The organism is Bacteroides sp. RTP31139st1_H2_RTP31139_211217 (assembly GCF_040227615.1).
Classification (GTDB): domain Bacteria; phylum Bacteroidota; class Bacteroidia; order Bacteroidales; family Bacteroidaceae; genus Bacteroides; species Bacteroides uniformis.
This window is the reverse complement of sequence record NZ_JBCNZM010000009.1, coordinates 1-26,007: the sequence shown is the minus strand read 5'-3', so window position 1 is coordinate 26,007 and position 26,007 is coordinate 1. Positions and strand designations below refer to the sequence as shown.

Sequence of the window (26,007 nt, the reverse complement as noted above, 5' to 3'; positions counted from 1 at the left end):
TTAATCAATTAACTTTGTCAGGGAGGAACCGCGAGGCTCTTCCCTGATTCATAAACACCCTAACATAACAAGTACCAACATGAAAACCCATAATATCAAAACCATTGCAGTAATTGCCTTGTGCATCATATTAGCAAATATTCATGCTCATGCTTCCGACTTTGAGACCATCTACAATCGTATGTATGAGAAGTACCTTGACCGGAACCCATCGAAAGAGACCGTCAACGGACTGATTAAATCTCTTTCTCCTGAAGGTGCATTCGTCACCCTCAATTACCATGCCACCGACGGTTCACCCCGTAAGCATGTGCAGAACCTCATCACCCTGGCTTGTGCCTACCAACATCCACAAAACGCACTCTATCATAACAAAGCACTGAAAGAATCTTATCTCAAAGCACTCTGCTTCTGGGTAGACACCAACCACCAAGCAAAGAACTGGTGGTATCGCTACATTCCCTACCCCAAAGAGCTCTCTGTCAGCGTAGTGTTGATGAGCCGCGAAATCAATGAGAACCCGGAACTTTTTGACAAGGCCATCAAATACTTACGCTGGAGTTACGAGCATGCAGCTCCCTCGCACATGACGGGAGCCAACGGAGCCGACATCATCATGGGTTCGTTTGCAGCCAGCATCCTGACCAAAAACGAGGCGCAAATGGAAGACTTCAAAGAACGGATGACGCAACTGCTCACCATACAGTCTTCCGAAGGCATCCAGCCCGACTATCTCTTCGGACAACATTGCGGCCACGGGCGACAACTCTACTTCACCAGTTACGGCAAAGAGTTCGTAAACTCAACCTTAGCTTATTTGGAACTCTGCAAGGATACCCGTTTCCAAAGCCCCGGACTGGAATTACTGCAACGGCTCTTCACCGACGGCGTACAATGGATATTCTACAGCAAACAGCACGACCCCAACAATGCAGGGCGGTTCATCAGTAGCAACCAATACTCTTCTGCCATAAAAACATTGGCTGAGAGAATCTACAAACTAAGCAGTTCCGATGCCCGCAACAGCATGAAGCAGGCACTGCAACACATCAGCGGAGACAACAGCCTGACGGGAAACCGCATGTTCTGGCGCTTCGACTACATGGTGCATCGCCGCAACAATTACATGACCAGCTCTCGCATGACCTCTACCCGTACCGTAGGCAACGAAGCTGGCAATGGTGACGGTGAATTCAACTATTATGCCTCCAATGGAGTAAACTATCTTTTCGTCACCGGACGAGAATACAACGGAAATTTCTTCAAGATATTCAATAACCGCCAATATCCCGGTATCACCGCCGAACAAGACAATGCCCCCCTGCCCATCCCCGATTGGGGTGAAGGCGGCAATAATGGAAACAGCTTTGCCGGAGGTGTCAGCGACAGCCTTTACGGAGCCTGCGGCATGATGCTGGACCGCCACGGATTGCAAGGCCACAAAGCCTGGTTCTACTTCGACGACGAATATGTATGTCTTGGGGCAGGCATCCGCAACACCGAAGGAAAAGCCGAAGTATTTACTACCCTCAACCAATGTAACCGCGACGGAAAGGTGCAGTACATGGTGAACGGAAAAACACATACTCTGAAGAATGGTTCCGTGCAGACTGCCACAGACTGGGTGCTTCATGGACAGACCGCCTACGTCAATCTATTGCCCCAAGCCGAATACCGGATAGCTTGCGACACAGCATTGTTCAGTCTGAATACCAATCACGGTATCCGCCCGCAACGAGGAGAATATGCCTACCTGATACGTCCGGGAATCTCGACCGTATCAACCGTCGCAAAATATGCCGCAGACCTGCCGATAAAGATACTTGCCAATACGGAAAAGATACAAGCCGCACGCCACGAGAAGCTGGGAATAACGGAAATCATCTTCTACCAGCCAGGAGAACTGAGACTTGAAAATGGTGACATCCTTGCAACAGATACCCCTTGCGCCCTCTTGTGGAAGGAAAAAGAAGAGAAAATTCATGCTGCAAACCCACGTTGCGAATCGAAAAACCCCGGAAAGATAACGATAACCCTAACCCAAAGCGGGCAAACCAAACAAATATCGTTCGAGATGCCGCAAAAAGAAGAAGCCGGAAAGAGCTGCACGGCTCCCCTTTATAGGAATTAGAGGAGTTTCCTTTGAATTGAAAAAGCTATGCTTACTTTAGACCGGAAGTAAAAATGTGTATCTTTGCAGCCATGAACGAGAACATACTACCCATCCACTTCGCCCCGCTGCAAGGCTATACCGATGCCGTCTACCGGCGGGCGCATGCACGCATATTCGGCGGCATAGAGACCTATTACTCTCCTTTCGTACGCATGGAGCACGGAGAAATCCGGCGGAAAGATGCCCGTGACATCGGTCCGGAGAACAATCCGGGCCTGCATCTTATCCCCCAGCTCATTGCTCCGGATACGGACAAGCTGGAGCACATAATGTCCCTTTTCATCGAAAAAGGATACCGGGAAGCGGACATCAATCTGGGTTGCCCCTTCCCTATGCTGGCGCGCCGCCACAATGGCTCCGGCATGTTGCCCTATCCCGAAGAAGTGAAGGCGCTGCTCTCCGAAGCCATCGACCGGCATCCCGACATCCGTTTCTCCGTGAAGCTGCGTCTGGGTTGGGAGCAGGCGGAGGAGTGTCTTGCCCTGCTGCCGCTGTTCAACGAGCTTCCCCTCGCACACATCATCCTGCACCCACGTCTGGGCAAGCAGCAATACAAAGGGGAGGTAGACCTGGAGGGATTCGAGGCTTTCTACAAGGAGTGCACCCATCCTCTGTTCTACAACGGCGACCTGCATACCGCGGAAGATATCCGTTCCATCGCCACACGGTTCCCCCGATTGGCAGGTATCGTCATCGGCCGTGGGCTGCTCGCCAATCCTGCCCTGGCGCTGGAATACAAGCAAGGAACCCCGGTTTCTTCCGATGAAATGGCGAAAAAGGTGGGACAACTGCACACCGAAGTGTTCAACAGCTACCGGGAGCTACTGCAAGGAGGAGACACGCAACTGCTGACGAAAATGAAAAGCTTCTGGGAATACCTGCTGCCGGACGGAGACCGCAAGGCGCGAAAGACCATACACAAGACCACGAAGCTGGCAAATTATGAGGCGGCGGTAAGCAATCTGCTCGGAATGTATTAAGCCTTTATTTCCGTATTTTTTACCATCCATACTCCTATCTTCCGACATTCCTTCCACCCCCATCCAGAACACCTTCTGAAGGGGGGTACAATGAGTCAGGGACTGAACGTCATTCAGTCCCTGACTGAATGACGTTCGTTCAGCGAGTGAAACGGAAAGCCTCAGCAAAGCACTCTTTTACAGGATACTTCTGTAAATATAAAAGATTAAAAAGCAAAGCTACGTTTTACCTTTATCTCTTCAGCTCCACGTCGAAACTTGCAGCATCCCGGCAAGTAAAGCGCAGCACTGTCTGCTTCTTGTCTGCCGACAACACCTTGCAATAGGATGTCTCGGCAACCTTCCACTGTCCCTTCAAAGTAACGGTTACGGGAATCTCCTGACTCTCATTGTCAGTCCACGGGCGTGAATAGATACTGCGCTCAATACGTTTTCCGTCCTTATCGAAAGCCTCGTCACTCGGACCACGGTACAAGGCCAGGTCGGGTTGGGAAACAGTCAGCAGAAGCTTGTCCTTATATTCGCGTATCATGACAAGGCACGATGTATCGGCTTTCTGCAACAATCCGCCGTCGGGCAGAGCCTGCGGAGTCTCAAACAAGACGTAAGAAGTAAGACCGTCTGCCGGAGAACGCACAATGTGGGCGTTGCGGTCTTGCCGGAGAATCTTGTAAGTGGGTTTCTTGGCGAATGCCTTCAAAGCGGCGGCATCCGTGCGGGGCAGCACGGCATATTCGTAGGAAGCGCCTTTCGGGGCTTTGCCATGCTGTAATGTCAAGGACACCCAGTCGCCGGAAGTGGGCTTGGTGCTACGCTCGCCCACGGTCACTTGCGGGAAGTTCTTCTCGTAGCGGGCATCAGGACGGGAGGCTTTGGAAATGTAATAGCCCACGCCGTTGGGGTCGATATAGGTCCGTCCGTCACTCTGATAAGCCTCCCAGTACCGACGGGTTTCGGGAGTGGTGGCGGCAAGCTGGAACACGGTGGTTTCCGTTGGATATTCGGTATTTAGGTTTTCGATGTCCGTACCGAGGCATACAATGGTGCCGTCGAAGAAATGGAACGACTTGCGGGCACGGTGAGAACCGTTATACTTATCATGTTCATGCAGCACCATACCGAAGTTACCGTTCAGATGTGCTTGGGACAAACCGCCGGCAAAAGCTTCGTCGGAATAGAGCATCTCCTCCATGCCGGAGAAGGTATCGACATTCAATACCCGGGCACGCAGCTGGTCGAAAGGCAAATGAATGCTCGTGACACCCGGAATACGATTCCAGTCGAAACCGGCCTCCTGCCAGCCACTGGTGGCAAAAGTAACCATTTCATCGGGTTTTCCGGTAAGAATCTGCATGCTGCCATGTGCCAGATAACGGCCATAGAAGTTGGCGGGGAGATAGTGCTCGGCAGCCCAGAGGTAACGGGAATGTCCGCGTACTACGGCAGCCCAGTTGCTGCGACGCTGTACGGATACACAACCGTAACCCAAAGCCAGATTGCCTTGCGGGTCGGGTTCCGGACGGAAGCCTTGGGCTTCGAGCAACTTCTTCATCTCCAATTCGTGGCAGGTAGAAGCCTTCGGCAGATAGTCGGGCGCATTCTTGTCCGGAGCTTCTGTATAGGCAACCAGGCGCAGATAGGCAGCAGCCATTTCGGGGTCATACTTCTGCTTGCCATCCGGCGTACCGGCAATGGCCATCGTGGCATATTGGATAGGTATCAGGCTTCCTCCCCCGTTGGGATGGCGTCCGGACATGGAGAGAGACCATTGCTTCAGATTGCAATAGACACGCATGGTGAGAAGCACTTTCTTCACCGTCTCGTGTGCCTGCTCGGACAGACGGAACTCGGTACCACTCAGCAAGTAAATCATATTAGTGGCACCGTCCAGACCGCCCACTGCATAGGCAGGATAATTGTTGCAATGATGGAAGCAAGCACCGTCCGGCTTGAAAGAACCGGCCAATCCCGGCGCAGGAAGGCAGCCATTGTCCAGCCAACGGGAGAAGGAACGCAGGTATTGCAGTTTCTCCGGTGTATCCTCCATAATCAGAATGCTGGCTATGCGGCCTTGCAACTTGGTGTTGAACGTATCTATATCAATACCGTTGACGGCAGGTTCGGGATATACCTCATTGGTGATGGCATACCAGTTGAGCGTACGTACCGCCTCTTCCAGCTTACCTGCCTCACGCAACACGTCCTTCATCAAGAAATAAGCCACAAACAGACCGCGCATACTATATCCGTAATGGTGGATATTCCCCCAGCAACTGCCGTAGGCAATACCCTGGTCGGTGGCGTTATCGTACATGGCGATGAATTTCTGCTTCAACTCGTGTTTCAGCGCCGCATCCTCCGCATTGTTGTAGGCGATGGCGACGCGTTTCATCAGGTTGAAATAGTCGCTTATCTCTATCCCCAGTCTGGAGAACATATCTTTGTCCCAATCGGGTACCATACGTTCGTATGCCTCGGAGTGACGTACGAAATAGATAGGACGTCCTGCTACCTTGCCGTTCTTGTAGGTAATCCGATAAAAATCATACTTCTCACGGATGGACTGCATCTCCTTGTCCGAAAGCGCGGAAGGTGTGTAGAGCATGCCGCGGAAACGCTTCTCCATAACCCGTATATCCTGCTTCTGCGCCTCGGTCACGTCTGTTAGAGGGATGTCCGGTTTCCACAAGGAGTGTTCGTAGATAACCAGCCAGTGGTTGGTGGTTCCCTTATTTACAAACGGTACCTGCAAGTCGGCAGTCTGCTGGCGGGCATCTACCTTGCTGGCAGTAATCAGATGGTCGAAAAAGAGTTTCCCTTTCACGTCGGGGGCTACAATGCGGATTTCGTCCATCCCTTCTTCCGGGGTGCCTTGCATATCGCGTTCATAACATACCCATGCTCCGCGCCAACCGGTGAAGTTGATGCCAAAAGGAAAAGAGGTGCATACCTTGCCATCCTTCAGGAACTCGAACCGAATCTGCTTGTCCTGGGCCTGCTCATTGTACACCCATACGATGAAAGCCGAAAGATAGGTGTCTTTCCCCGTCGGGTCTTTCTTCTCAAACTTCAAGTCTTTTTTGATAGACAGTGCGGCACCCGGCTCGAAAGTCCAGCTCAAACTGTGGTCGCCATCCCTATAATGTTCGTCGCTAATGCCCAACTGCGAACCAGCTGCCGTAGTGACAAACGCCGGAACCTGCTTCTCCTCAAAAGAAAGCAAGCGCTCATTCTTCACGATTTGTGCATGTACACTGCCCGGCAGCAACATGCAAACGAGCGCTACCGCTCCTATTTTCCATTTACTGAATTGCATCATGTCTGTTTATTTAAGGTTATCGATATTTGCTACTTGGAAATCTGCAAAACGTACGTGGTTCTGCCACAACCGTAAGGCGAAATAGCCGTCTCCTTTGCCATCGGCAACCGGTAAGCTGAAAAGCTCTTCACCATCCATGGCATAAGTGGTGGCTCCATTCTCCACACGGATTTTAACTTCATACCAATGGTTGGGCTTCAAAAGGTGGGCGGCATCGGTATACTCTTTCAAGATGGGTTTAATCTTTGCATCGTCCACTCCATAATACTCTCCATGGTATTCACGGAAACGCGTAGTTCCATTATCATTACCGCCGTAGCCCACATAGTAAAGGTCCAGCGTATTGTAATTCTTGAACTCGCCGTTGCGCCATGCACTGCGGGCAAAGAAGTCATCCGGATGCCGGGGGTCATCGGCCCCCCAAAAACAATTCAAGTCGCTGAGACGGTCGTAGCTACCATTCTCAACCACCACTTGTACCCGGTAGGTAATCTCATAGTTTCCCGTCAACCGTTCCTTATACCAAAGGGACAGCCCGTCCGGAGATACAATATCCATCGTATCGCCGATACATGTAATTTCCACTTTTCCGGAAGAATCCTCCACGACCCAGGCGGTAAGCCGGCAGGAAGCGCCCATCTCCATACCGGGGAGGACACATAAGAGAAGTTGCATCAAAAGAAGTTGTAACCGCATATTTCAATGTATTAGTACGGTACAAAGAAACCCCTCTTTTTGGAAAAAGAGGGGCATAAATCGTACAGAAGAAGGATAAAATAATGATTGAGGCGGATTTCTGCCCCCACTTCATCAAGGATGAAGTTCTTCGAAAGCCTTGTTTTCCTCTTGTACCGCCTGAATAGTTTCTTCCAGTTCATTGATAGGGAGATCGAAGTTGTACCAGTCGTTATAGCAGTCGGTGACATACCACTTGCCATCCGTCAGTTCAAAGACCACACGAAGGGAAGGTTCTGATTCATCATAGCCTGCTTCGAACTCTTTATGGGCAGGCTCATTGACAGTGAAGTGAGAAATATAGGTACCTCCCTCCTCTTCGGTAGTACGTCCTTCCTTCAGCGTTTCTTCGTCTAGCAATGCCCACTTCTCGCGGGTGAAGGGAAAAGTCTGTTCCGTCTCACCGTCATCCTTCAAGAGGGCGATGGGAGACTTCAAAGGAAACTTGATTCGGGAATACTGGAATGAAGCACTGGACGTGAATTTCTGGAGAAATGTCTTGAAATCCTCCTCTTCGGCAGCCAGACCATTGAGAGTCGTCAGCATGAGTGCCGCAAACAGACAAAAAACAAAGCGGATAGCCTTCATATACTCGGATTATTTTTCAATGCGCAAAGATAATATAAAAGTAATAAAATGCTAAGGCTATGGGGCGATAATTATTATCATCTATGTTTCAGATACTCGTAACCAAACCGGCAACGCAAGCAGTCTTTCTTGTCACAATATTCCTTTTGAAGTTGAAGCAGAGCCTGCGAATCGGCAGCGGTAGATACCGGCAAACCGGCACCATCCCAAAGTCGGGTTACGTGATTGTTTTCGGCCTTCAAGGATTCAAGGAAACGGGTGGCACGGTCACACAAAACGTCATCGGCCTTGTGCAGGCCATAAGCATAAAGAAACGGGATGACCGTATTGATGGCAATCAGATTCAAGGCACCGTCCCCTACCCGCTTTTCCCTCCGGGGTGAAACCTTTCTGAAATTGAAGTGCTCCTCCCAATACGCGGAAGTCTTGGCAGCTAGTATCTTCTTCACCGCCTCCAGCGTTTCAGCCTCCATAACACGCGAGAAGAGCGACTGCTCCTTGTGATACAGACAGGCAAGCTGGGCGAGGCGTACATGTGGAAAGTTATCGGGACGAAGACGCAGAAACCGCCACTGCTCAACAGACATGGGAGCTGGCAGCTCGAACTTGTGTTGCAGGTAGCGGAACTCTTTCTGAAGTATCAAATAATAATCATCTGCCTCTGCCGAGACCTCCTCCAGCAGGCCTGCCTGCCCCAGGAAGAAAGCCTCCACTTGAAACAGACTGTCCCGATGCTTGTCTACGGCGCGGAATGGAAGGCGGTTTGCCCATGCCTCGAAAGCATCCCCATTCAGCCCGAAGCCGAAGTTACGAGCAAGAGTAATGAAGAAAACATCTTCCCAATGATGATTGCAGCGTTCGAGCCGCTGGGATATGACGCATGCTTTCTGCTCAAAACGCTCTACCTGCAAAGCGGACAGCCAGGAATGGACGGTCAGCTTTGGAAGGGAGGCAAGGATGGAATAGCAGGGAGGATAAATCTCTGTCTGCCGAAGCTCTTCATAGCGCAAGCGGACAGTGTCGGGGCAAGTGAGCACCATCTGGGGAACCAGCTCACCGTTCGTGCGGTACACATCACAATTCGATTCGCCCACCACGTGCAGGATGACGGTATCATACGCCTTGTCACGGTCGTGCCTATGGAGCAGCCAGTCTGATGCCTGCGTATGCACTTCGACGTTGCCCACCCAGAGCGTACCGTCTATTTTCAGTTTGGCATTAAAAAAATCGGGGCCTGCATTCATGTTCGGCAAACCGGGATCTATCACTTCTACCGGCCGGCCGGAGGTTGTCTGGAGCAATGACAAAGGAAATATTTTGTGCTTCCAAACATAATGCAGTAGTTGTTCCATGTTAACAAGACGTTAATGTTGAGCACAAATGTAAGAAAAAGATTATCTTTGCGACCTATAGTTTGTTGATAAACTAAATAAAAACAGATAGAAACAATGAAAATCGCATTAATCGGCTACGGAAAAATGGGCAAGGAAATCGAGAAAATAGCCCTTGGCCGCGGACACGAAATTGTAAGCATCATCGATGTCGACAATCAGGAAGACTTTGAATCGGCAGCCTTCAAGAGCGCCGACGTTGCCATAGAGTTCACCAACCCCATGGTTGCATACAATAACTATATGAAGGCATTCCGCGCCGGGGTCAAACTGGTATCCGGCAGTACGGGCTGGATGGCGGAACATGGAGACGAAGTGAAGAGACTTTGTACCGAAGGCGGCAAGACACTGTTCTGGTCGTCCAACTTCAGTCTGGGAGTAAGCATATTCTCTGCCGTCAACAAGTACCTCGCAAAGATAATGAACCAATTCCCTGCCTATGATGTGACAATGAGCGAAACGCACCACATCCACAAGATGGACGCTCCGAGCGGAACGGCCATCACGCTTGCCGAAGGTATTCTGGAGAATCTCGACCGTAAGGACAAATGGATAGAAGGAACTTTCCAGGCTCCCGACGGAACCGTTTCGGGCTCTACGGAATGTGCAGCCAATGAGCTACCCATAAGTTCTATCCGCGAAGGAGAAGTACCGGGCATCCACAGCATCCGCTACGACTCCGAAGCCGACAGCATCACTATCACCCACGATGCCAAGAATCGCAGGGGATTTGCCTTGGGAGCTGTCCTTGCTGCCGAATATACCGCCAAGCACGAAGGTGCTTTGGGAATGAGTGACTTGTTTCCATTTTTAAAAGACTAAAACATCATGAGAAAAACAACACGCACCCAATGGATTAAATTCAGTATAGTCACCCTGCTCTACCTTGCCTTTCTGGTTTGGGTAAAAAGCTGGCTGGGACTGATTGTACTACCCTTCATTTTTGACATCTACATCAGTAAGAAGATACCCTGGGGGTTCTGGAAGAAATCGGAGAATCCTGCCGTACGCAGCATCATGAGTTGGGTGGATGCCATCGTATTTGCGCTGGTAGCCGTCTACTTCGTAAATATCTATGTGTTCCAGAATTACCAGATACCGTCTTCCTCACTGGAGAAATCCTTGTTGGTAGGCGATTTCCTTTATGTCAGCAAGATGAGCTATGGCCCGCGCGTACCGAATACGCCGCTTTCCATGCCGCTGGCACAACATACACTACCGGTATTCAACACCAAGTCGTACATCGAATGGCCTCAATGGGAATACAAACGTGTGCCGGGCTTCGGCAAAGTGAAACTGAACGATATTGTGGTGTTCAACTTCCCGGCAGGCGACACGGTAGCCACCAACTTCCAGCAGACAGACTTCTATACCCTTGCTTACGAAGAAGGAAAACGCGTGTATCCCAACAAGGTGAATATGGACAGCCTGACACGCAAGCAGCAACGTACTGTCTACGACCTGTACTACAATGCCGGACGTAATCTTATCCGTTCCAATCCTAGAATGTACGGTGACATTGTCATACGCCCCGTTGACCGTCGTGAAAACTATGTAAAACGTTGCGTAGGCCTGCCCGGCGATACGTTGCAAATCAAGAAAGGACAGGTATACATCGACGGCAAGGCCATCGAGAACCCTGCAGAAATGCAGTTCAACTACTTTGTACAGACTACAGGTCCTTATATCACCGATGATATGTTCCGTGAACTGGGCATCAGCAAAGAGGACCAGACACTGATGACCGACGGTCTGGGCTGGGAAGAGAATCTGATTGAAATGGGACTGGACCGCCGGGATGCCCAAGGAAGACTGGCACCGGTCTATCATCTTCCGCTTACCAAAAAGATGTACGAGACCCTTTCGGGCAACAAGAAACTCATCAGCAAGATTATCATCGAACCGGGAGAGTTCTCGGGACAGATGTATCCGCTGAACCTTTACACCAAATGGGACCGCAACAACTACGGTCCAATCTGGATTCCCGCCAAAGGTGCCACCATCAAGCTGACCGAGGATAACCTGCCCATCTACGAACGCTGCATCGTTGCCTATGAAGGCAACAAACTGGAAGTCAAGGAAGACGGCATCTACATCAATGGTGAAAAGACCGACTCCTATACCTTCAATATGGACTACTACTGGATGATGGGCGACAACCGCGACAAGTCCGCCGACTCCCGTTACTGGGGCTTTGTGCCGGAAGACCATGTCGTAGGAAAGCCTATCGTAGTATGGTTGTCACTGGACAAAGACCGAGGCTGGTTTGACGGTAAGATACGCTGGAACCGGATATTCAAGTGGATGGACGGCATTAAATGAATTAAAGAGTTAAAGAATTAAGAATTAAGAGTTAAAGAATTAAAGAGGGAGGTGGGGAAACGACCTCAAGCCTTTCCTTCTTTCACTCTTTAATTCTTTAATTTCGAACGACAGGATGAAAGGATGGAAGATGGCAATTGCAATGGTTGGAGTAGTGCTCGTCGTAGTACTGCTCCGGGGTTGTGTGACAACTTCCTATCTTATCCCTTCTTCCGGTATGGAGAACTCACTGTACCGGGGTGAATGTATTCTTGTAAACAAGTGGAGCTACGGTCTACGGCTTCCTTTTATGAAGTTATGGGGATATCATCGCTGGGCGGACAGTCCGGTGCAGAAAGAGGATATTCTTGTATTCAACAATCCTGCCAATCTTTCAGAACCCGTGATTGACCGACGGGAAGTCTTTATCAGCCATTGCATCGGTACTCCCGGAGATACCTTGCTGATAGATTCGCTTTTTTCAGTGATTCCTTCCGAAAAGAATGCACCCGACCAGAAGTTCCTTTATTCTTACCCCAGGCAACGGGAACGACAGTTGGATTCATTGCTTTCCATCCTTTCCATCGCTCCCAACAAACTATTGGGGCAGGACTCAATAAAGAATATACGCAGTTTCAGCCGTTATGAACACTACTTGTTGGAACAAGCCATGAACGGGAATTGCTGGATAGAACCGATTGTCAAGGAAGACTCCATGGAGATGCTGAAACCTCTGATAATCCCCAGCAAAGGCAAAGCCATACGCGTATATCCGTGGAACAAGACTTTGTTGCGAAATACCCTGGTACTTCACGAAAAGAAACAGGCCGAAATCAAGAACGACACCCTTTATGTGGAAGGCAAGCCCGTGCAACACTGCTATTTTACCAAAGACTACTACTGGGTAGGTGCCAACAATGCCATCAATCTTTCGGACTCCCGCCTTTTCGGTTTCGTCCCCGAAGACCACATCATAGGCAAGGCATCTATCATCTGGTTCTCCAAAGAAAAGGGAACAGGACCTTTCAGCGGTTACCGATGGGGCAGGATATGGAAAAGAGTGGAATGACAAACAAATGAAAGAATAAAAATGAAAATACAAACAATGAACAGTAGCTTCAATCGTAAATCGCAAATCATCTAATCGTAAATATACTGATGAAAACAGTTTTTCTTTCTTCCGCCTATTTGGCTCCCATAGAATATTATACCAAATTGCTGGCATACGATAAAGTATTCATCGAACAGCATGACCACTATATGAAGCAGACTTACCGCAACCGCTGCACCATTGCCGCACCGGACGGCGAGTTGGCACTTTCCATCCCTACCGTAAAGCCGGATAGCCTAAAATGCCCGATGCGCGATATCCGTATCTCCGACCACGGTAACTGGCAGCATCTGCACTGGAATGCGCTTGAATCTGCCTACAACCACACTCCTTTCTTTGAATATTATAAAGACGACTTCCGCCCTTTCTATGAAAAGAAGTATGAGTTTTTAGTCGATTTCAACGAAAAACTTTGCCATCTTATCTGTTCTCTGATAGACATACAGCCCGATATGGCACGCACCACCGAATACCGGACTGAATTCACTCCGAATGAAGCGGATTTCCGCGAACGCATCCATCCGAAGAAAGACTTCCGACTGGAAGACCCGGAGTTCTCTCCCAAACCCTATTACCAGGTCTTTCAGGAGAAGCACGGCTTTCTGCCTAACCTGAGCATTGTAGATTTGCTGTTCAATATGGGGCCGGAGAGTTTGTTGATGTTGTAGGTTACTTATGGGAATTAGGGGTTGAATTAGTTCATTTCTAAACGGGTTTGAGATAAATGTTAGTATCACGAGGGGACAAGTTGACAAGGCAACAAGCGCCTTGCGGTATATCATTTACTTCATTTCTGCCCCGTTATGAACCGGGAAAAGAGCCGAATAGCAATCTGCATTATTTACAAACAACACAGATTCAAGAAACAGTAGCATACTGAACCTAATTCAGTCGTATAGTGAATGCAGCACACCAGAATAATATTGATAATCAAGAAGTTACAAAAAGCACAGTCAAAACCTTGATAAATTACAACAAATCAAAATATCATTGTGCTCATTTCGTAGCGGGATTGAACACAGAGGTACGAAGTATCCACCTCCCCTTTAGGGGATTCGGGGAGTATTCAACCCCTGCTTCGCATCACTTATTGAACCTCTGCAAGAACTCCGCCAGGTTCTCCCCTTCTTCCAGGCCCAGCTTTTTCCGAAGGCGATAACGGCTGATTTCCACTCCGCGCAGAGAGATGTTCAGCAAGGGAGCTATCTCTTTGGAGAGCAGGTTCATCTTGATATATGCACAGAGCAGTTTATCCTTGTTGTTCAATTCGGGATATGCCTCTTCGAGTTTTCTGAAGAAGTCGTGGTACACAGAGTCAAAGGTGCTTTGGAAAGCCTGCAAGTCGTCATCGTGCTCAATATTCGTTTCAATCTGTCCCAGTAACCGAAGTGTTTTACGCCGGAGGGAAACCAAGTTTTCTTCACTGATGGAATGGGAAATGCCTAATACTTCTTTCTTGATACCCATCAGCATCTCATTCTTGCGCACAATATTCAAGGTAGTACGGATTAGTTCTTCTGATTTATGGCTTAACTCTGCCTGCAAGTTCTCCTCTTTCAGTGAGTCAATCTTCTGGTCTTTCAATTCACTCTCTTTCTTGAATTCTTGTTTCTGCCTGTAGAGCTCCAGCTCTTTTTGCATCAACAGATGCTTCCGGCTGACAGCTATGCGATAGGCTATATAATATAGTAGTAAACCCACAGCGACTGCATATATCAAGTAGCTCCACCAGGTGCGATACCAAGGGGGCAAGATTTCAAATGAGAACGAAGTCATTACCAACTCCTGGTCTTTATCGGTCATCAATTTTACGCTAAACACATACTTACCTTCATGCAGACCCGTAAATTCTTTAATAGTATTCTCACTGTACTCGTTCCATTCTCCCCTTTCGCTCCCCTCGCTCAAGCGATAGGAAAAAAGAGCCGATTGGGATGCATCGTTACTGTTCACATTATACTCTATGCGGAGGGAGTTGTGTTTATAGGGAATAGTGACAAGAGAATCTGTGTAATGATAGCTACGCCCGTAAATCAATGAGTCGCGTCGTCCTGTGAGATATACACGGCGTATCTGTAGAGATAGCTTTTCCTTACCCACAGCCGTCGATGAAAAGCGTACCAGGGAAAAACCTTCTTCCGTTCCCACCACAGCTTGCCCGTCATATACATTTACATGCTCATAGTTCTCTATCAAAGAGCCCTTCAAGAATGTGTCATGAGGCAATTTTGAATAGGTATTCTTCACAGCATCGTAGCGCAACAACTTGAGAGCTTCACCTGAAACGTACCATATATTATGGGCCATATCCATGGTGAGATAACTGTAAGCGGCTTTCCCGTCCAACATATTTTCCAACTCATGATATTCTTCCAGACTATCCGTGGCTTGATTGTAGCGCCACAACCCGTAATGTGACACTGCAACTGTTTCACTGTTTACCTGCGTCAGAAATATATCATAACCGGAAGGGAAAGCGCTATGGTTATACTTTTTCAAACTTACCACTTCCTGCAAATCATCCGACAGAATCAAGCGGCAGACACCTCTGTCCTTATTTGTCACCCATAACGCATTACCCGAACTTTCAGCCATTAGGCTTTTTGCAGCATAAGTGAAATTCTTAAGCCGGAAAGCAGGCTGCCAACGCCCGGCCACTTTTTTCAGTAAATGCAACCCACTATATTTACCATAAGTACCCGCAATCAGCACATCCGGGCGACCGTTCAAAGGGACAAGGCTCCTGACACCTTTTATACCATCCAAATGCTCCATCTTATCGCCGTCTATCACAAAGACACCGTTGTCCGAAGCACAGAACAGCTTACCGTCATAGTTTAGGAAAGACCACATCTGTCCACCGGTTCCGGGAACAAAAGTCATCGGTATCTCTTTGTTCAGTTCAGTGGATGGTAGTGTTGTATAAAGGCCTTGATTGGAAGCCAGATACAACTTACCCTGATAAACGATAGAAGAATATCCGGACCCAATGACCGGTTTATTACCATATAGAGAAGAAACGGGCGAACTCAAATGTACACAGTCAATGCCATTATCCAGCCCCAACCAAAGGTTGTTCAGCGCATCGAAAGACATACTGAGCACTGTTTTGTTCTGCAATCCACTATTAATGGAAATCACATTCATTTCATCCTTTTCCAAATCAAGCAAACAAACCCCATCCTGCACAGAGCCAAGTGCCAGCAAAGACTGGTTAAGAGCAGCACAAAACACACGATTGTGCTGCATAAAGCTATCTGCAACACTATTGAACTTCTGCACCGTCTCGCCATCATAGATAAAAAGGCCGTTGTAACGGGTGGCTATCAGAATCTTGCCACTATAGGGTAATAGTCCCGATACCCTGCCCAGCATCTCCGAACCCGGCACCAAACTGAACTTCTTTCCATCCATCACCAGAACTCCCTCGGCCGCACCGATATAGAACTTATTATATAAAATGGCCGACGTATAAATCTCACCCGGATACTCCAAGTATTCCAACTTATTATTTTCCCAGTAGAACAAACTACGGTCTGATTGGAAATAGATTCTCTCTTTATCCTGCAATATGTTCCATATCACGCCAACTATTGAATTCGGGGGCAAATTATCCGAAAGGCATGTATAGTCCAATCCGCCCAGCCTGTTTGGAGTGAAATAACCGAACCACCCGATTCCACCGATATAAATCCGTCCGTCATTCCCTATTCTCATGGCCCGCGCCTTTGCATTACGTATAGGGTAAAGATTCCAGCTTGCACCGTCAAATTCGAGTAAACCGTTACTATTGGCCACATACATCCAACCGTTATCGTGTTGCTGTAACATCCAGTTTTGATTACCTGCCTTATAAGTATGGCGGGTATAGTTCGTTACCGGGCGTTGCCATCCTGCATTCAACTGCACCGACAGCAATAACAAAAGGGTAAGTATAAAATAGGACTTGCTTTTCATAGCGGTCAACATTTGCGTTTATGAAGCAAAGATAACTCCTTTACTCTAAAGTAGTATTCCACCACATCATCTTTAACAGATTTATTCAGAAGAAGCATACTTGAAAGAAAACGTACTTATAACCAACACCTTACAACATTCGTGAGAAAGTAATGATGTAGTCAAAACCGGCATTTGATGTAATTATGATGTAGCCGATTTCGGAATACGAATGCCTCATACCTGTATATTTGTCATTACTCTACAGAAGAATGCATGGAAATCGTTCTTCTTAATTTTAAATCAAAATATAGTAGTATGAAAACACTCTTGAAGAACAGTCTGACTTTTCTTTTGATGCTGATGCCGGTATTGGCTTTCGCCCAGCAAGCACCTCAGATAATGAATGTCAGCGCACGCCAGACGACATCCCTCGACGGGCAGTGGAAAACAATTGTAGATCCTTTTGAAAACGGCTACTACGATTACCGTCTGAAACCCTATGACGGAGGTTATGCCCAGGACAAGACTTATTCCGACAAGACCAAGTTGCAGGAATACGACTTTGAAACGGATAAACTGCTGTTTGTTCCCGGAGACTGGAACACACAGCGTCCGCAATTGTATTATTATGAAGGAACCGTATGGTACCGCAAACATTTTGAATACTCCTTGCAGCCGGGCAAGCGCCTTTTCCTAAACTTCGGAGCTGTTAATTACGAGGCTATCGTGTGGCTGAACGGCAAACGTCTGGGAAGGCACATCGGCGGGTTTACTCCTTTCAACTTTGAAATTACCAACCTCCTGAAAGAAGGCACGAACAGCCTCGTGGTCAAGGTGGACAACAAACGCCTGCCCGAAGCTGTGCCCACGGTCAATGCAGATTGGTGGAACTTCGGTGGAATAACCCGTCCCGTCACTCTGATAGAAATGCCTGCAACCTATATACGCGACTATTACGTACAGTTGGCAAAGGATGACAAGAACATGATTGAGGGCTGGGTGCAACTGGAAGGTTCTGACAAGGAACAGAAGATAACACTGGATATTCCCGAACTGAAAGTAAAGAAAGAAGTCACGACCGATGCCAACGGGTATGCTTCATTCCTAATAAAAAGCAAACCTATACTCTGGACTCCGGAGAATCCGAAATTATATGCCGTGAACCTGGCTTCCGAAACGGATAAGGTTTCTGATGAGATAGGTTTCCGCACGATTCGCACGGAGGGCATCAAGATATTGCTGAATGACAAGGAAATCTTCTGCAGGGGTATCAGCATCCACGAAGAAACTCCCTATTACAGTGGTCGTGCTTACTCAAAAGACCATGCCCACACATTGCTGAGTTGGGCAAAGGAACTGGGATGCAACTTTGTTCGCCTGGCCCATTATCCCCATAATGAAGAGATGGTGCGCGAGGCCGAACGTATGGGCTTCCTTGTATGGTCCGAAATTCCCGTGTATTGGACGATTCACTGGGAGAACAAGGATACTTACCAAAATGCGGAGCAACAATTGTGCGACATGATTGCCCGCGACAAGAACCGTTGTAACATCATCATCTGGTCTATTGCCAACGAAACTCCGCACAGCAAGACGCGTCTCACGTTCCTCTCTAATCTGGCAAACAAAGCAAGAAGCCTCGATAGCGTCCGCCTAATTGGCGCAGCTATGGAGAAGGAAGAAGTACAGCCGGGTGTTCTGACGGTAAACGACCCGTTGGGAGAGCTATTGGATATCATCAGCTTCAACGAGTATGTGGGCTGGTACGATGGCGACTCTGAGAAATGTGACCGCGTGAACTGGACATTCGATACTCAGAAACCGGTATTCATCAGTGAACTCGGAGGCGGTGCTTTGTACGGGCACCACGGCTCACCCAAAGAACGCTTCACGGAGGAGTATCAGGAAGATTTGTATATCCGCCACGTGAACATGTTGAAACGTATTCCGGGACTTGCCGGCACTACTCCGTGGATATTGAAAGATTTCCGCTCACCGCGCCGCCATGTACCCGAGATTCAAGACGACTTCAACCGTAAAGGACTGGTTTCTGACAAAGGACAGAAAAAGAAAGCATTCTTTGTTTTGCAAAAATGGTATAAAGAATTAACCGAAGCATATAAATAGCTCACAACAAGACCTCATTAATAACTTTAAAAAAGAAAGGACGCCTATGAAGTAACACCTATGAGAATACACTTTCTTTATAGGAAGCAGCTCAACTGTTTTCTGTAGAGAGAAAGAAGATGAAGGTTATCATCTTCACATGAAAATTAACCTTTAATTTATTCATTCAAAATTAAGTCTAATATGAAACATTTTTTGGTATTCCTATTACTCTTTATTGGTATCGGAAGTGTCACGGCACAAAATGCCAGAATTACCGGTACAGTAAAAGATAACACAGGAGAGGCGGTTATCGGTGCTAATATAAAAGTAAAAGACAGCACCGGCGGCACAATCACAGACATCGACGGACATTTTAACATTGAAGCCTCATCTAATGCAACTCTTGTAGTATCTTTCATCGGATACATTACTCAAGAAGTACCCTTGAAAGGTAGAACCAATGTAGTAGTAACCCTCTCGGAAGACTCTCAAACACTGGATGAGGTCGTTGTAGTGGGTTATGGAACTCAGAAGAAAGTAAACCTGACCGGTTCTGTTGCAGCAGTAAAAGTCGATGAAAAGATTGCCAGCCGTTCCATCACAAACGTATCTTCCAGTCTCTCGGGTTTGGTGCCGGGATTGGTAGTGAGCCAAACAACCGGTTTTGCAGGTGGAGACGGTGCTTCGCTGAAAGTACGCGGTTTGGGTTCCATCAACAATTCTGACCCATTGATTGTAGTGGACGGGATGCCGGATGTAGATATCAATCGTATTAATATGAACGATATTGAAAGCATCTCAGTCTTAAAAGATGCAGCTTCGTCAGCCGTTTACGGTTCGCGTGCAGCCAACGGTGTTATCTTGATTACCACCAAAGGCGGTTCTAAAGAAGCCAAATCCAAAGTGACTTATAATGGTTCTTATGCCTTATCAAGCCCCGTAGAGTTTTACGACTATTTAGCCGACTATAGCCGTGCACTGACCATGCAGATGCGCTCTGCTGCCACAGGTAACAAATCGACCAGTTTCCAGCAGGGTACGGTAGAGCAATGGATGGCCATGGGCTTGGTAGATCCTATTCTTTTTCCGAACACCGACCAATATGACGAAATGTTCCGTACCGGTGCCATCATGAACCATACGGTTTCAGCCTCCGGCGGCAACGATAAGATAAATTTCTATACTTCACTCGGCATCATGGACCAGGAAGGTCTGCAAATCCACAATGACTACAGCCGTTATAACATGCGTTTGAACGTGGATTATAAGGTTCGTGATAACGTAAAAATAGGTATCAGAACAGATGGTAGCTGGTCAGAGCGCCAGACACCTCGCGGCGCAGGTTTGGAAACTGCAGGTTTAAAATATGTCATCTCCGGTATTTTGAACAAGCATCCTGAAACAGGTGAATACGGCGGTGCCATGGCTTATGGAGAATCTGCTTCTGCCGGTAATGCTGTTGCCGAATACGAAGCTTATCGCACAAATACTTCCCGCAAAGAATTTAATGGAAACGCTTACTTGGAATGGGAACCGCTTAAGGATTTGAAGTTGAACGTCAGTTACGCTTTGCGCTATTATAACCAGTTCAGCAAAAGCATCCAGAATGTGGTGAACCAGATGAACTTCCAGACCAACAGTATAGCCCGCACCATGCCGGATACAGGTGATATCATCAGCAATTCCAATAACGAAGGTCATAAGACTTTGTTCCAAGGACGTATCACTTATGAAAAGGAAATCTTCAAAGGGCATCATATTTCCGCCATGTTCAATGCAGCCGAAGAATACTGGTTCCAACGCAACATGGGTGCAGGACGTAAGAACCGTTTGCACAACAGCCTTGAAGAACTGGATGCAGCTTCCAAGGAAGTACAGACCAACGACGGTAAATCCGAATCCGAAGGTTTGCGTTCTTTCATAGGCCGCGTCAACTATACATTATTTGATAAATACTTGTTTGAATTCAACTTCCGTTCCGACGGTTCTTCCCGCTTTGCCAAAGGACATCAATGGGGTTTCTTCCCATCAGCTGCTGTAGGTTGGCGTGTTTCGGAAGAAGCCTTCTTCGCCCCGTTGAAGAAAGCAATCAGTAATGCCAAGTTCCGTGCTTCTTACGGTTCTCTGGGTAATAACTCCGGAGTAGGACGTTACGAACAAAAAGAAACAATGGGAACTACCAATTATATTGTTGGAAACAACGGTCTTGCAACCGGATTCAGTGCCAATAAGATGATTAACCAAGACCTTTCTTGGGAAGAAACCCGTGTCATCAATATAGGTTTGGACTTAGGATTCTTCAACAACCGACTGACTGCGGAACTCGACTGGTACGACCGTTTCACCACCGGTATGATTCGTGGTTCCAGCATATCTTCGTTATTAACCGGTTATTCGGCACCGAATATCAATGTGGCCGACCTGCGTAACCGCGGTATTGAAGTGAATCTGAACTGGCAGTCCAGTATTCGCAAATTCGAATACAGCGTCAATGTAAACGCTTCTTATAACGTAAATAAGCTGGAGAAATGGGGTGACTATCTGAACCGTGGGTGGATTATGCTCGACATGCCTTACCACTTCCTCTATATATATGAAGCTTATCCGGGTTTGGTGCAAAGCTGGAATCAACTCTACAATGCACCCTATCAAGGAGATGCCTACAACGCACCGGGTGACATTATCCTCAAAGACTTGAATGGTGACGGTAAAATCAGTGACCTTGATAAGAAAGCATACACCGACAAATACCGCGATACCCCGATGGGACAATTCGGTATTACTTTGACCGGAGCCTACCAGGGTTTTGATATCCAGGCTTTGTTCCAGGGTAACTACGGACGTTCTGATGTATGGTTGGATGATTTGAACAATACCAAGATACCGGATAACCGTTATGCATTCCAACAATTCCATTGGAGTGATTCTTGGTCGTTAGACAATCGTGGTGCCTCCCTACCCCGTCTGCTGAATGGTAGCGGCGGTAACAAGAACCGTGAAGAAAGTACATACTGGGCTTATAATACCAACTATTTCCGTTTGAAGAACTTACAGGTTGGTTATACCGTTCCCGAACGTTATATGCAGAGAATCGGTTTCAACCGTGCACGTATCTACTTATCCGGTGAGAACCTCTTCACTTTAACTCCCTGGAAAGGTATCGACCCTGAAAAGCCTCATGGAAACGACCTATACCCATTGGTTAAAACCTACTCAATCGGTTTGAATATAGAATTCTGATAACTCAACAAATAAGAAAGAATATGAAATATATTAAGTATATAGCATTAGCCGGACTGGTCGGTTTAACATCTTCTTGTATAGATGACCTGCTGAACCGTCCTGCTACAACAGAAGTATCTTCGGACCTCTTTTGGACAAGTACAGATGATGCCTTGTCCTCTACCTACGGTGTTTACAACGCAGTGCGGACTTTGTTTGCAACTGATTACTACTACGACGGGCATGGCGAATTCCAAAATACTCGCGGTAAGAGTATCGGTGATATTTCTTCATGGGGACCCGGAACGCCGGGCAGCGGATTTTCCAGTATGTGGAACAATGCATACCGGGTTATCAACCGTGCCAACTACACCATTCAGTATGTAGAGCAAATGATTCAAGCAGAACAGAATGCCGTAACCAAAGCATCTTTGGAGGCTATCAATGCCGAGAATTACTTCCTGCGTGCATTGGCCTATTTCCGTTTGGTTCAAAACTGGGGTGATGTTCCTTACTATCGCCACGTACTCAGCGGCAATGATGAAGCATGCTCATTGGTACGCACCCCTATTGCTACCATCATTCCTGAACTAATCACCGACTTACAGAATGCATCTGAAAAGCTCCCCGTAAGCTATGGTGATAAGTACGGACGTGCCACGCAAGTTGCCGCACTGGGCTTTAAAGCAAAAATAGAATTGTACTATGCTTGTTGGAACAAAAACGGATGGCCCGAACTGGAAGGCTTCGAGCCGAGCAGCAGTGTAGCCCAAACCTATTATGCCGCCGCTGCTTCAGACTTCAGCAAAGTAATCAACAATTATGGCCTGACAATCTTTGGTGATGGTAATCCCGGCACTGAAGACAAACCCAACTATAGAGAGCTGTTCCAATATTATAATGAAAATTGTTCGGAAATCATCTTCTCCATTACTTATGGCGGTCCTTCTCTCGGCCAGGGTGAAAGTTTGTTGCGCGACTTCGGTACCCGTACCACCGGTAATGCACAATGCTGGATTATGCCTACTGTCCGCTTGGCAAACCGTTACCAATCAACTGTCACCGGTGATTTCTGTGATGAGCTTATCTTGTCTAAAGATGCTACACTCCCTAATGGAGCGCGTAACCGTGCCAGCTATGAGAATCGTGACTGGCGTATGAAATCGACCATCATGTGGGATGGTGAGTCTTACAAGAAAATTACAACGGACGGCCTGACAATGGGTGACGAATATACCTGGATGTTCGGTGAAAGAAATGAGGCCAACGGTTTCATCAATAATGATGCCAGCAATCAAACCGGTTATATCTTCCGTAAATGGATACGCCAGGAAGCCGGTTGGGAGCGTACAGATGGTCCGCAGGATTTCTATCTGATGCGTTTGGCCGATGTGTATCTGATGTATGCCGAAGCTGTCAACGAAACGTCCGGTCCTACCAGCGAATGTGTAGCCTTGCTGAATAAGATTCGCAGCCGTGGCAACCTGCCGGCTTTAACACCCGACAAGTATGCCAATTCCGAAGCATTCTTCAATGCCATTGAGCAAGAACGTATTGTGGAACTGGCCACTGAAGGTATGCGTCCATTCGATATTCGCCGCTGGAGAAAAATCCATGACATATGGGGAGAGGCAAACAGTGACGGTTTAACCTTGTATGATACAAATGGCACACGCATACGTGATGAATTCAAGAATGCACCCGAACTCAATTTCCAAAAGAATTATATCTACCAGATTCCAGAAAACGAAAGAAACCGCAACCCGAATCTGACTCAGAATACTCCGTGGAGATAAGCAATTACCATAAAGTTCATTAAATACAAAAAGAATCGTATGAAAAACCTATATAAAATATTGACTCTTGTCATAGTATGTCTTTTGTCCCAATCATGCAATGATTATCCGGTAGATGATAATGGTTTGCTGGTTACTGACAGTGAAGAATGTTACATCTCTTCCCTCATATTGAGAGGACCGGATGATAGGGACGTATTGATAAGCGGTGTTACCATCGATGACGAAAACAACACCATTACGGGGATAGCTAAATTTGGTACCAACATCAAGAAACTGAAGCCAGAATGTGGTACTGCCAAAGATTGTATCGTAACTCCGACTATGGGAGTGTGGACTGATTTCAGCCAACCCCGCCAGTACACTGTAATTTCCGGTAATCGTCAAGTGAAGAAGACCTATACGGTCACTATCACTTTGCAAGGAGAATAATCGATCAGTATAAACTTCTAAGAAACAGAATATTGTTATGAAACTATTGAAATATGCAATGCTGCCCTTCATCGCTCTCTCTTGCTTCGCATGTAGCGATGACGATGAATCTGCCATTAAAAATGACATGATAAAGAAGACGGTTTCTCCTGCCATAGCCGGAGAAAAAATAGAGTTTGCCTATGCCATGGGAACCACTAATGGAAGAATAAATAAGGCTGAAGCAGTTGCCTCCATTACCGGAGCAACCGGTACGGGATTTGAGCTGCACTCCTGGTTCACAGCACAGACCGGAATGGATGTTAACGGTGTACATTATGGTGCCGGTGAAGATGTGCCTATCCAAACCGTTAAAGACGCATCTACCGACGGTAGCATTTCTACAGCCAACCTGATGGAGAAAGTCGATGCGCATTACATCAACCCGACCATTGCCATCGGAACCACCCAGACAGACCTCATTGCCGCCACACTACGCTATAACTTCGTAGTGCCCGAAGATGCAAAAGGCAAAACATTCAGCATTACCTTTACTGCCGTTTCCAGTACAGGCGACCGAGTGTCTTACAAAACCCCTAATTACAAAATCTCCAAGATGGACATGAAACGTCTTATCGAATTGGAGAACGAAGGTGCCTGCTACTTCTCTATCGAAGACATGAAGGCTTATACCAAAGAGGAAGTAAACGCTCTGAACTTGTCCGGCAAGATTGATTTCATCTATAACTACCAGGCCAAACTGAATGATTTTGACTATGCACACTCTTTCGTATCTCCTGCAACGGACCCGAAATTCATCGCCATCAGTGGTATTGTCCCCTCGGGTGCCACCAACAGCACCCCCATGGAACAACGTGCCAATGTGCATGATGCCCAGTTGAAAGGAAGCAATCCGGCTGTTTACGTGGACGATATAGACTTCGAGACGCTGGATTTAGGCGGAGCCATGAACTATGTACTGAACCTGAAAAAGGACGATAGTGCATTTATGAAGACTGCCGACGGTAAATGGGCTGCATACATCTACGTGAACAGCGTTGACGGTAGCGGTAAGATGACAGTAAGTATCAAACGTTATCCTTTGTAATCTAACCCCTTACACAACATGAACCGAATAAAAACATTGACTCTTCTTCTCATGATTATCCTCTCAGTAGGAATATCTGCTCAAAATCCCCGGTCGGTCTTTACCGACCGACCGGTGGATGAGGCAGCTATATATTTCACTCCCGAGAATTTTAATGTGAAAACTGACGGGCGTATGGATGTTTCCGATGCTTTGCAAGAAGCATTGAACCGAACCAAACAGAAAGAAAATGGTTGCGGTATCCTCTTTATCCCCGAAGGAGTGTATAAACTCAGCAAGACGATTTACATCCCCTCAGGTGTTCGTATCATTGGTTATGGCGGCAAACGCCCGGTTTTTGTCCTTGCCAAGCAAGCACCCGGTTTTCAAGAAGTTACCCGGGAAACTGCAAAAGGGAAATACCTTTTTTGGTTTATCGGCGGCGGCTACCGTCCGGGAGGCCGTATAGGCGATGCCAATGCAGGGACTTTCTACAGTTCAATGATGAACGTAGATATTCGTATTGAAGACGGAAATCCCAATGCCTCTGCCATTCGCGCACATTTTGCACAGCACTGCTCTATTTCCAACGTAACCATTCATGTGGGAAAAGGCCGTGCGGGTATTGTCGATGCCGGAAACCATTTGGAGAATATAGCCATTTACGGAGGAGAGTATGGAATTGACACAGACAAGTCAGCTCCCGGATGGCCTATTATGTTACTTAACTCCTATTTTGAAGGACAGCGTAGGAGTGCCATCCTCACTAATGAAGGAGGATTGACCATCGTTCGTATGCGGGCAAAAAATGTACCCGTAGCCATAGAAATTAAAGAGAATGCTCC

At 47.4% G+C, this 26,007-nt stretch carries 17 protein-coding genes; 12 read left to right on the top strand and 5 right to left on the bottom strand.

Going from position 1 to position 26,007, the window contains the following annotated elements:
- The first annotated feature begins 79 nt into the window (after positions 1-79).
- Positions 80-2,131: a polysaccharide lyase family 8 super-sandwich domain-containing protein gene (locus ABUA47_RS02450; protein WP_035447643.1), complete on the top strand. Its 2,052-nt coding sequence runs from the start codon at positions 80-82 to the stop codon at positions 2,129-2,131.
- Between the two features lie 53 nt (positions 2,132-2,184).
- The gene (locus ABUA47_RS02445; RefSeq protein WP_035447641.1) at positions 2,185-3,153 is read left to right on the top strand and encodes a tRNA-dihydrouridine synthase family protein; all 969 of its coding nucleotides are present in this window, start codon (positions 2,185-2,187) and stop codon (positions 3,151-3,153) included.
- Between the two features lie 232 nt (positions 3,154-3,385).
- Here the strand turns inward: ABUA47_RS02445 and ABUA47_RS02440 are convergent, their stop codons facing one another.
- From ABUA47_RS02440 to ABUA47_RS02425, 4 genes are all read right to left on the bottom strand, one after another.
- Positions 3,386-6,472: a chondroitinase family polysaccharide lyase gene (locus tag ABUA47_RS02440; protein ID WP_349831414.1), complete on the bottom strand. Its 3,087-nt coding sequence runs from the start codon at positions 6,470-6,472 to the stop codon at positions 3,386-3,388.
- A 6-nt stretch (positions 6,473-6,478) separates the two neighbouring features.
- The gene (locus ABUA47_RS02435) at positions 6,479-7,168 is read right to left on the bottom strand and encodes a DUF6250 domain-containing protein (protein ID WP_005826049.1); all 690 of its coding nucleotides are present in this window, start codon (positions 7,166-7,168) and stop codon (positions 6,479-6,481) included.
- 114 nt (positions 7,169-7,282) lie between these two features.
- Positions 7,283-7,795: a hypothetical protein gene (locus ABUA47_RS02430; RefSeq protein WP_005826053.1), complete on the bottom strand. Its 513-nt coding sequence runs from the start codon at positions 7,793-7,795 to the stop codon at positions 7,283-7,285.
- Between the two features lie 77 nt (positions 7,796-7,872).
- Positions 7,873-9,147 carry a DUF2851 family protein gene (locus tag ABUA47_RS02425; protein ID WP_005826054.1) on the bottom strand — a complete coding sequence of 425 codons (1,275 nt, stop codon included), beginning with the start codon at positions 9,145-9,147 and terminating at the stop codon, positions 7,873-7,875.
- 96 nt (positions 9,148-9,243) lie between these two features.
- On the opposite strand from ABUA47_RS02425, the gene dapB reads away from it, so the two are divergent.
- From dapB to ABUA47_RS02405, 4 genes are all read left to right on the top strand, one after another.
- On the top strand, positions 9,244-10,008 hold the full coding sequence (gene dapB, locus ABUA47_RS02420) for a 4-hydroxy-tetrahydrodipicolinate reductase (RefSeq protein ID WP_005833852.1): 765 nt from the start codon (positions 9,244-9,246) through the stop codon (positions 10,006-10,008).
- Positions 10,009-10,014: 6 nt separating this feature from the next.
- Positions 10,015-11,508, top strand: a complete 1,494-nt coding sequence (gene lepB / locus ABUA47_RS02415) for a signal peptidase I (RefSeq protein ID WP_035447635.1) — start codon at positions 10,015-10,017, stop codon at positions 11,506-11,508.
- A 115-nt stretch (positions 11,509-11,623) separates the two neighbouring features.
- Entirely contained in the window at positions 11,624-12,556 is a 933-nt protein-coding gene (locus ABUA47_RS02410) for a S26 family signal peptidase (protein WP_035447632.1), read from the top strand.
- Positions 12,557-12,645: 89 nt separating this feature from the next.
- On the top strand, positions 12,646-13,266 hold the full coding sequence (locus ABUA47_RS02405; protein WP_035447629.1) for a WbqC family protein: 621 nt from the start codon (positions 12,646-12,648) through the stop codon (positions 13,264-13,266).
- Between the two features lie 415 nt (positions 13,267-13,681).
- On the opposite strand, the gene ABUA47_RS02400 is transcribed toward ABUA47_RS02405, so the two are convergent.
- The gene (locus ABUA47_RS02400) at positions 13,682-16,567 is read right to left on the bottom strand and encodes a hypothetical protein (protein WP_035447626.1); all 2,886 of its coding nucleotides are present in this window, start codon (positions 16,565-16,567) and stop codon (positions 13,682-13,684) included.
- A gap of 285 nt (positions 16,568-16,852) precedes the next feature.
- Between ABUA47_RS02400 and ABUA47_RS02395 the strand changes: the two genes are divergently transcribed.
- The 6 genes from ABUA47_RS02395 to ABUA47_RS02370 all read left to right on the top strand — a co-directional run.
- Positions 16,853-18,664: a glycoside hydrolase family 2 protein gene (locus ABUA47_RS02395; protein ID WP_035447623.1), complete on the top strand. Its 1,812-nt coding sequence runs from the start codon at positions 16,853-16,855 to the stop codon at positions 18,662-18,664.
- A 183-nt stretch (positions 18,665-18,847) separates the two neighbouring features.
- Positions 18,848-21,886 (top strand): SusC/RagA family TonB-linked outer membrane protein, encoded by a 3,039-nt coding sequence (locus ABUA47_RS02390; RefSeq protein ID WP_035447620.1) that lies wholly within the window; start codon positions 18,848-18,850, stop codon positions 21,884-21,886.
- A 23-nt stretch (positions 21,887-21,909) separates the two neighbouring features.
- Positions 21,910-23,664 carry a RagB/SusD family nutrient uptake outer membrane protein gene (locus tag ABUA47_RS02385; RefSeq protein ID WP_035447618.1) on the top strand — a complete coding sequence of 585 codons (1,755 nt, stop codon included), beginning with the start codon at positions 21,910-21,912 and terminating at the stop codon, positions 23,662-23,664.
- A gap of 39 nt (positions 23,665-23,703) precedes the next feature.
- Positions 23,704-24,096, top strand: coding sequence for a hypothetical protein (locus ABUA47_RS02380; protein WP_005833867.1), 393 nt, complete (start codon positions 23,704-23,706; stop codon positions 24,094-24,096).
- A 37-nt stretch (positions 24,097-24,133) separates the two neighbouring features.
- The gene (locus ABUA47_RS02375) at positions 24,134-25,183 is read left to right on the top strand and encodes a DUF4466 family protein (protein ID WP_009037427.1); all 1,050 of its coding nucleotides are present in this window, start codon (positions 24,134-24,136) and stop codon (positions 25,181-25,183) included.
- Between the two features lie 18 nt (positions 25,184-25,201).
- A partial coding sequence (locus ABUA47_RS02370; protein WP_349831412.1) for a glycosyl hydrolase family 28-related protein occupies positions 25,202-26,007 on the top strand: 806 nt, incomplete at its 3' end.

What these genes read in the sequence shown, in the direction of transcription:
- ABUA47_RS02445 (WP_035447641.1), top strand. Translation starts at nt 2,185, where the DNA reads ATGTGTATCTTTGCAGCCATGAACGAGAACATACTACCCATCCACTTC.
- ABUA47_RS02405 (WP_035447629.1), top strand. Translation starts at nt 12,646, where the DNA reads ATGAAAACAGTTTTTCTTTCTTCCGCCTATTTGGCTCCCATAGAATAT.
- dapB (WP_005833852.1), top strand. Translation starts at nt 9,244, where the DNA reads ATGAAAATCGCATTAATCGGCTACGGAAAAATGGGCAAGGAAATCGAG.
- ABUA47_RS02390 (WP_035447620.1), top strand. Translation starts at nt 18,848, where the DNA reads ATGAAACATTTTTTGGTATTCCTATTACTCTTTATTGGTATCGGAAGT.
- ABUA47_RS02395 (WP_035447623.1), top strand. Translation starts at nt 16,853, where the DNA reads ATGAAAACACTCTTGAAGAACAGTCTGACTTTTCTTTTGATGCTGATG.
- ABUA47_RS02435 (WP_005826049.1), bottom strand. Translation starts at nt 7,168, where the DNA reads ATGCGGTTACAACTTCTTTTGATGCAACTTCTCTTATGTGTCCTCCCC.
- ABUA47_RS02450 (WP_035447643.1), top strand. Translation starts at nt 80, where the DNA reads ATGAAAACCCATAATATCAAAACCATTGCAGTAATTGCCTTGTGCATC.
- ABUA47_RS02375 (WP_009037427.1), top strand. Translation starts at nt 24,134, where the DNA reads ATGAAACTATTGAAATATGCAATGCTGCCCTTCATCGCTCTCTCTTGC.
- ABUA47_RS02425 (WP_005826054.1), bottom strand. Translation starts at nt 9,147, where the DNA reads ATGGAACAACTACTGCATTATGTTTGGAAGCACAAAATATTTCCTTTG.
- ABUA47_RS02410 (WP_035447632.1), top strand. Translation starts at nt 11,624, where the DNA reads ATGAAAGGATGGAAGATGGCAATTGCAATGGTTGGAGTAGTGCTCGTC.
- ABUA47_RS02400 (WP_035447626.1), bottom strand. Translation starts at nt 16,567, where the DNA reads ATGTTGACCGCTATGAAAAGCAAGTCCTATTTTATACTTACCCTTTTG.
- ABUA47_RS02380 (WP_005833867.1), top strand. Translation starts at nt 23,704, where the DNA reads ATGAAAAACCTATATAAAATATTGACTCTTGTCATAGTATGTCTTTTG.
- ABUA47_RS02430 (WP_005826053.1), bottom strand. Translation starts at nt 7,795, where the DNA reads ATGAAGGCTATCCGCTTTGTTTTTTGTCTGTTTGCGGCACTCATGCTG.
- ABUA47_RS02440 (WP_349831414.1), bottom strand. Translation starts at nt 6,472, where the DNA reads ATGATGCAATTCAGTAAATGGAAAATAGGAGCGGTAGCGCTCGTTTGC.
- ABUA47_RS02385 (WP_035447618.1), top strand. Translation starts at nt 21,910, where the DNA reads ATGAAATATATTAAGTATATAGCATTAGCCGGACTGGTCGGTTTAACA.
- lepB (WP_035447635.1), top strand. Translation starts at nt 10,015, where the DNA reads ATGAGAAAAACAACACGCACCCAATGGATTAAATTCAGTATAGTCACC.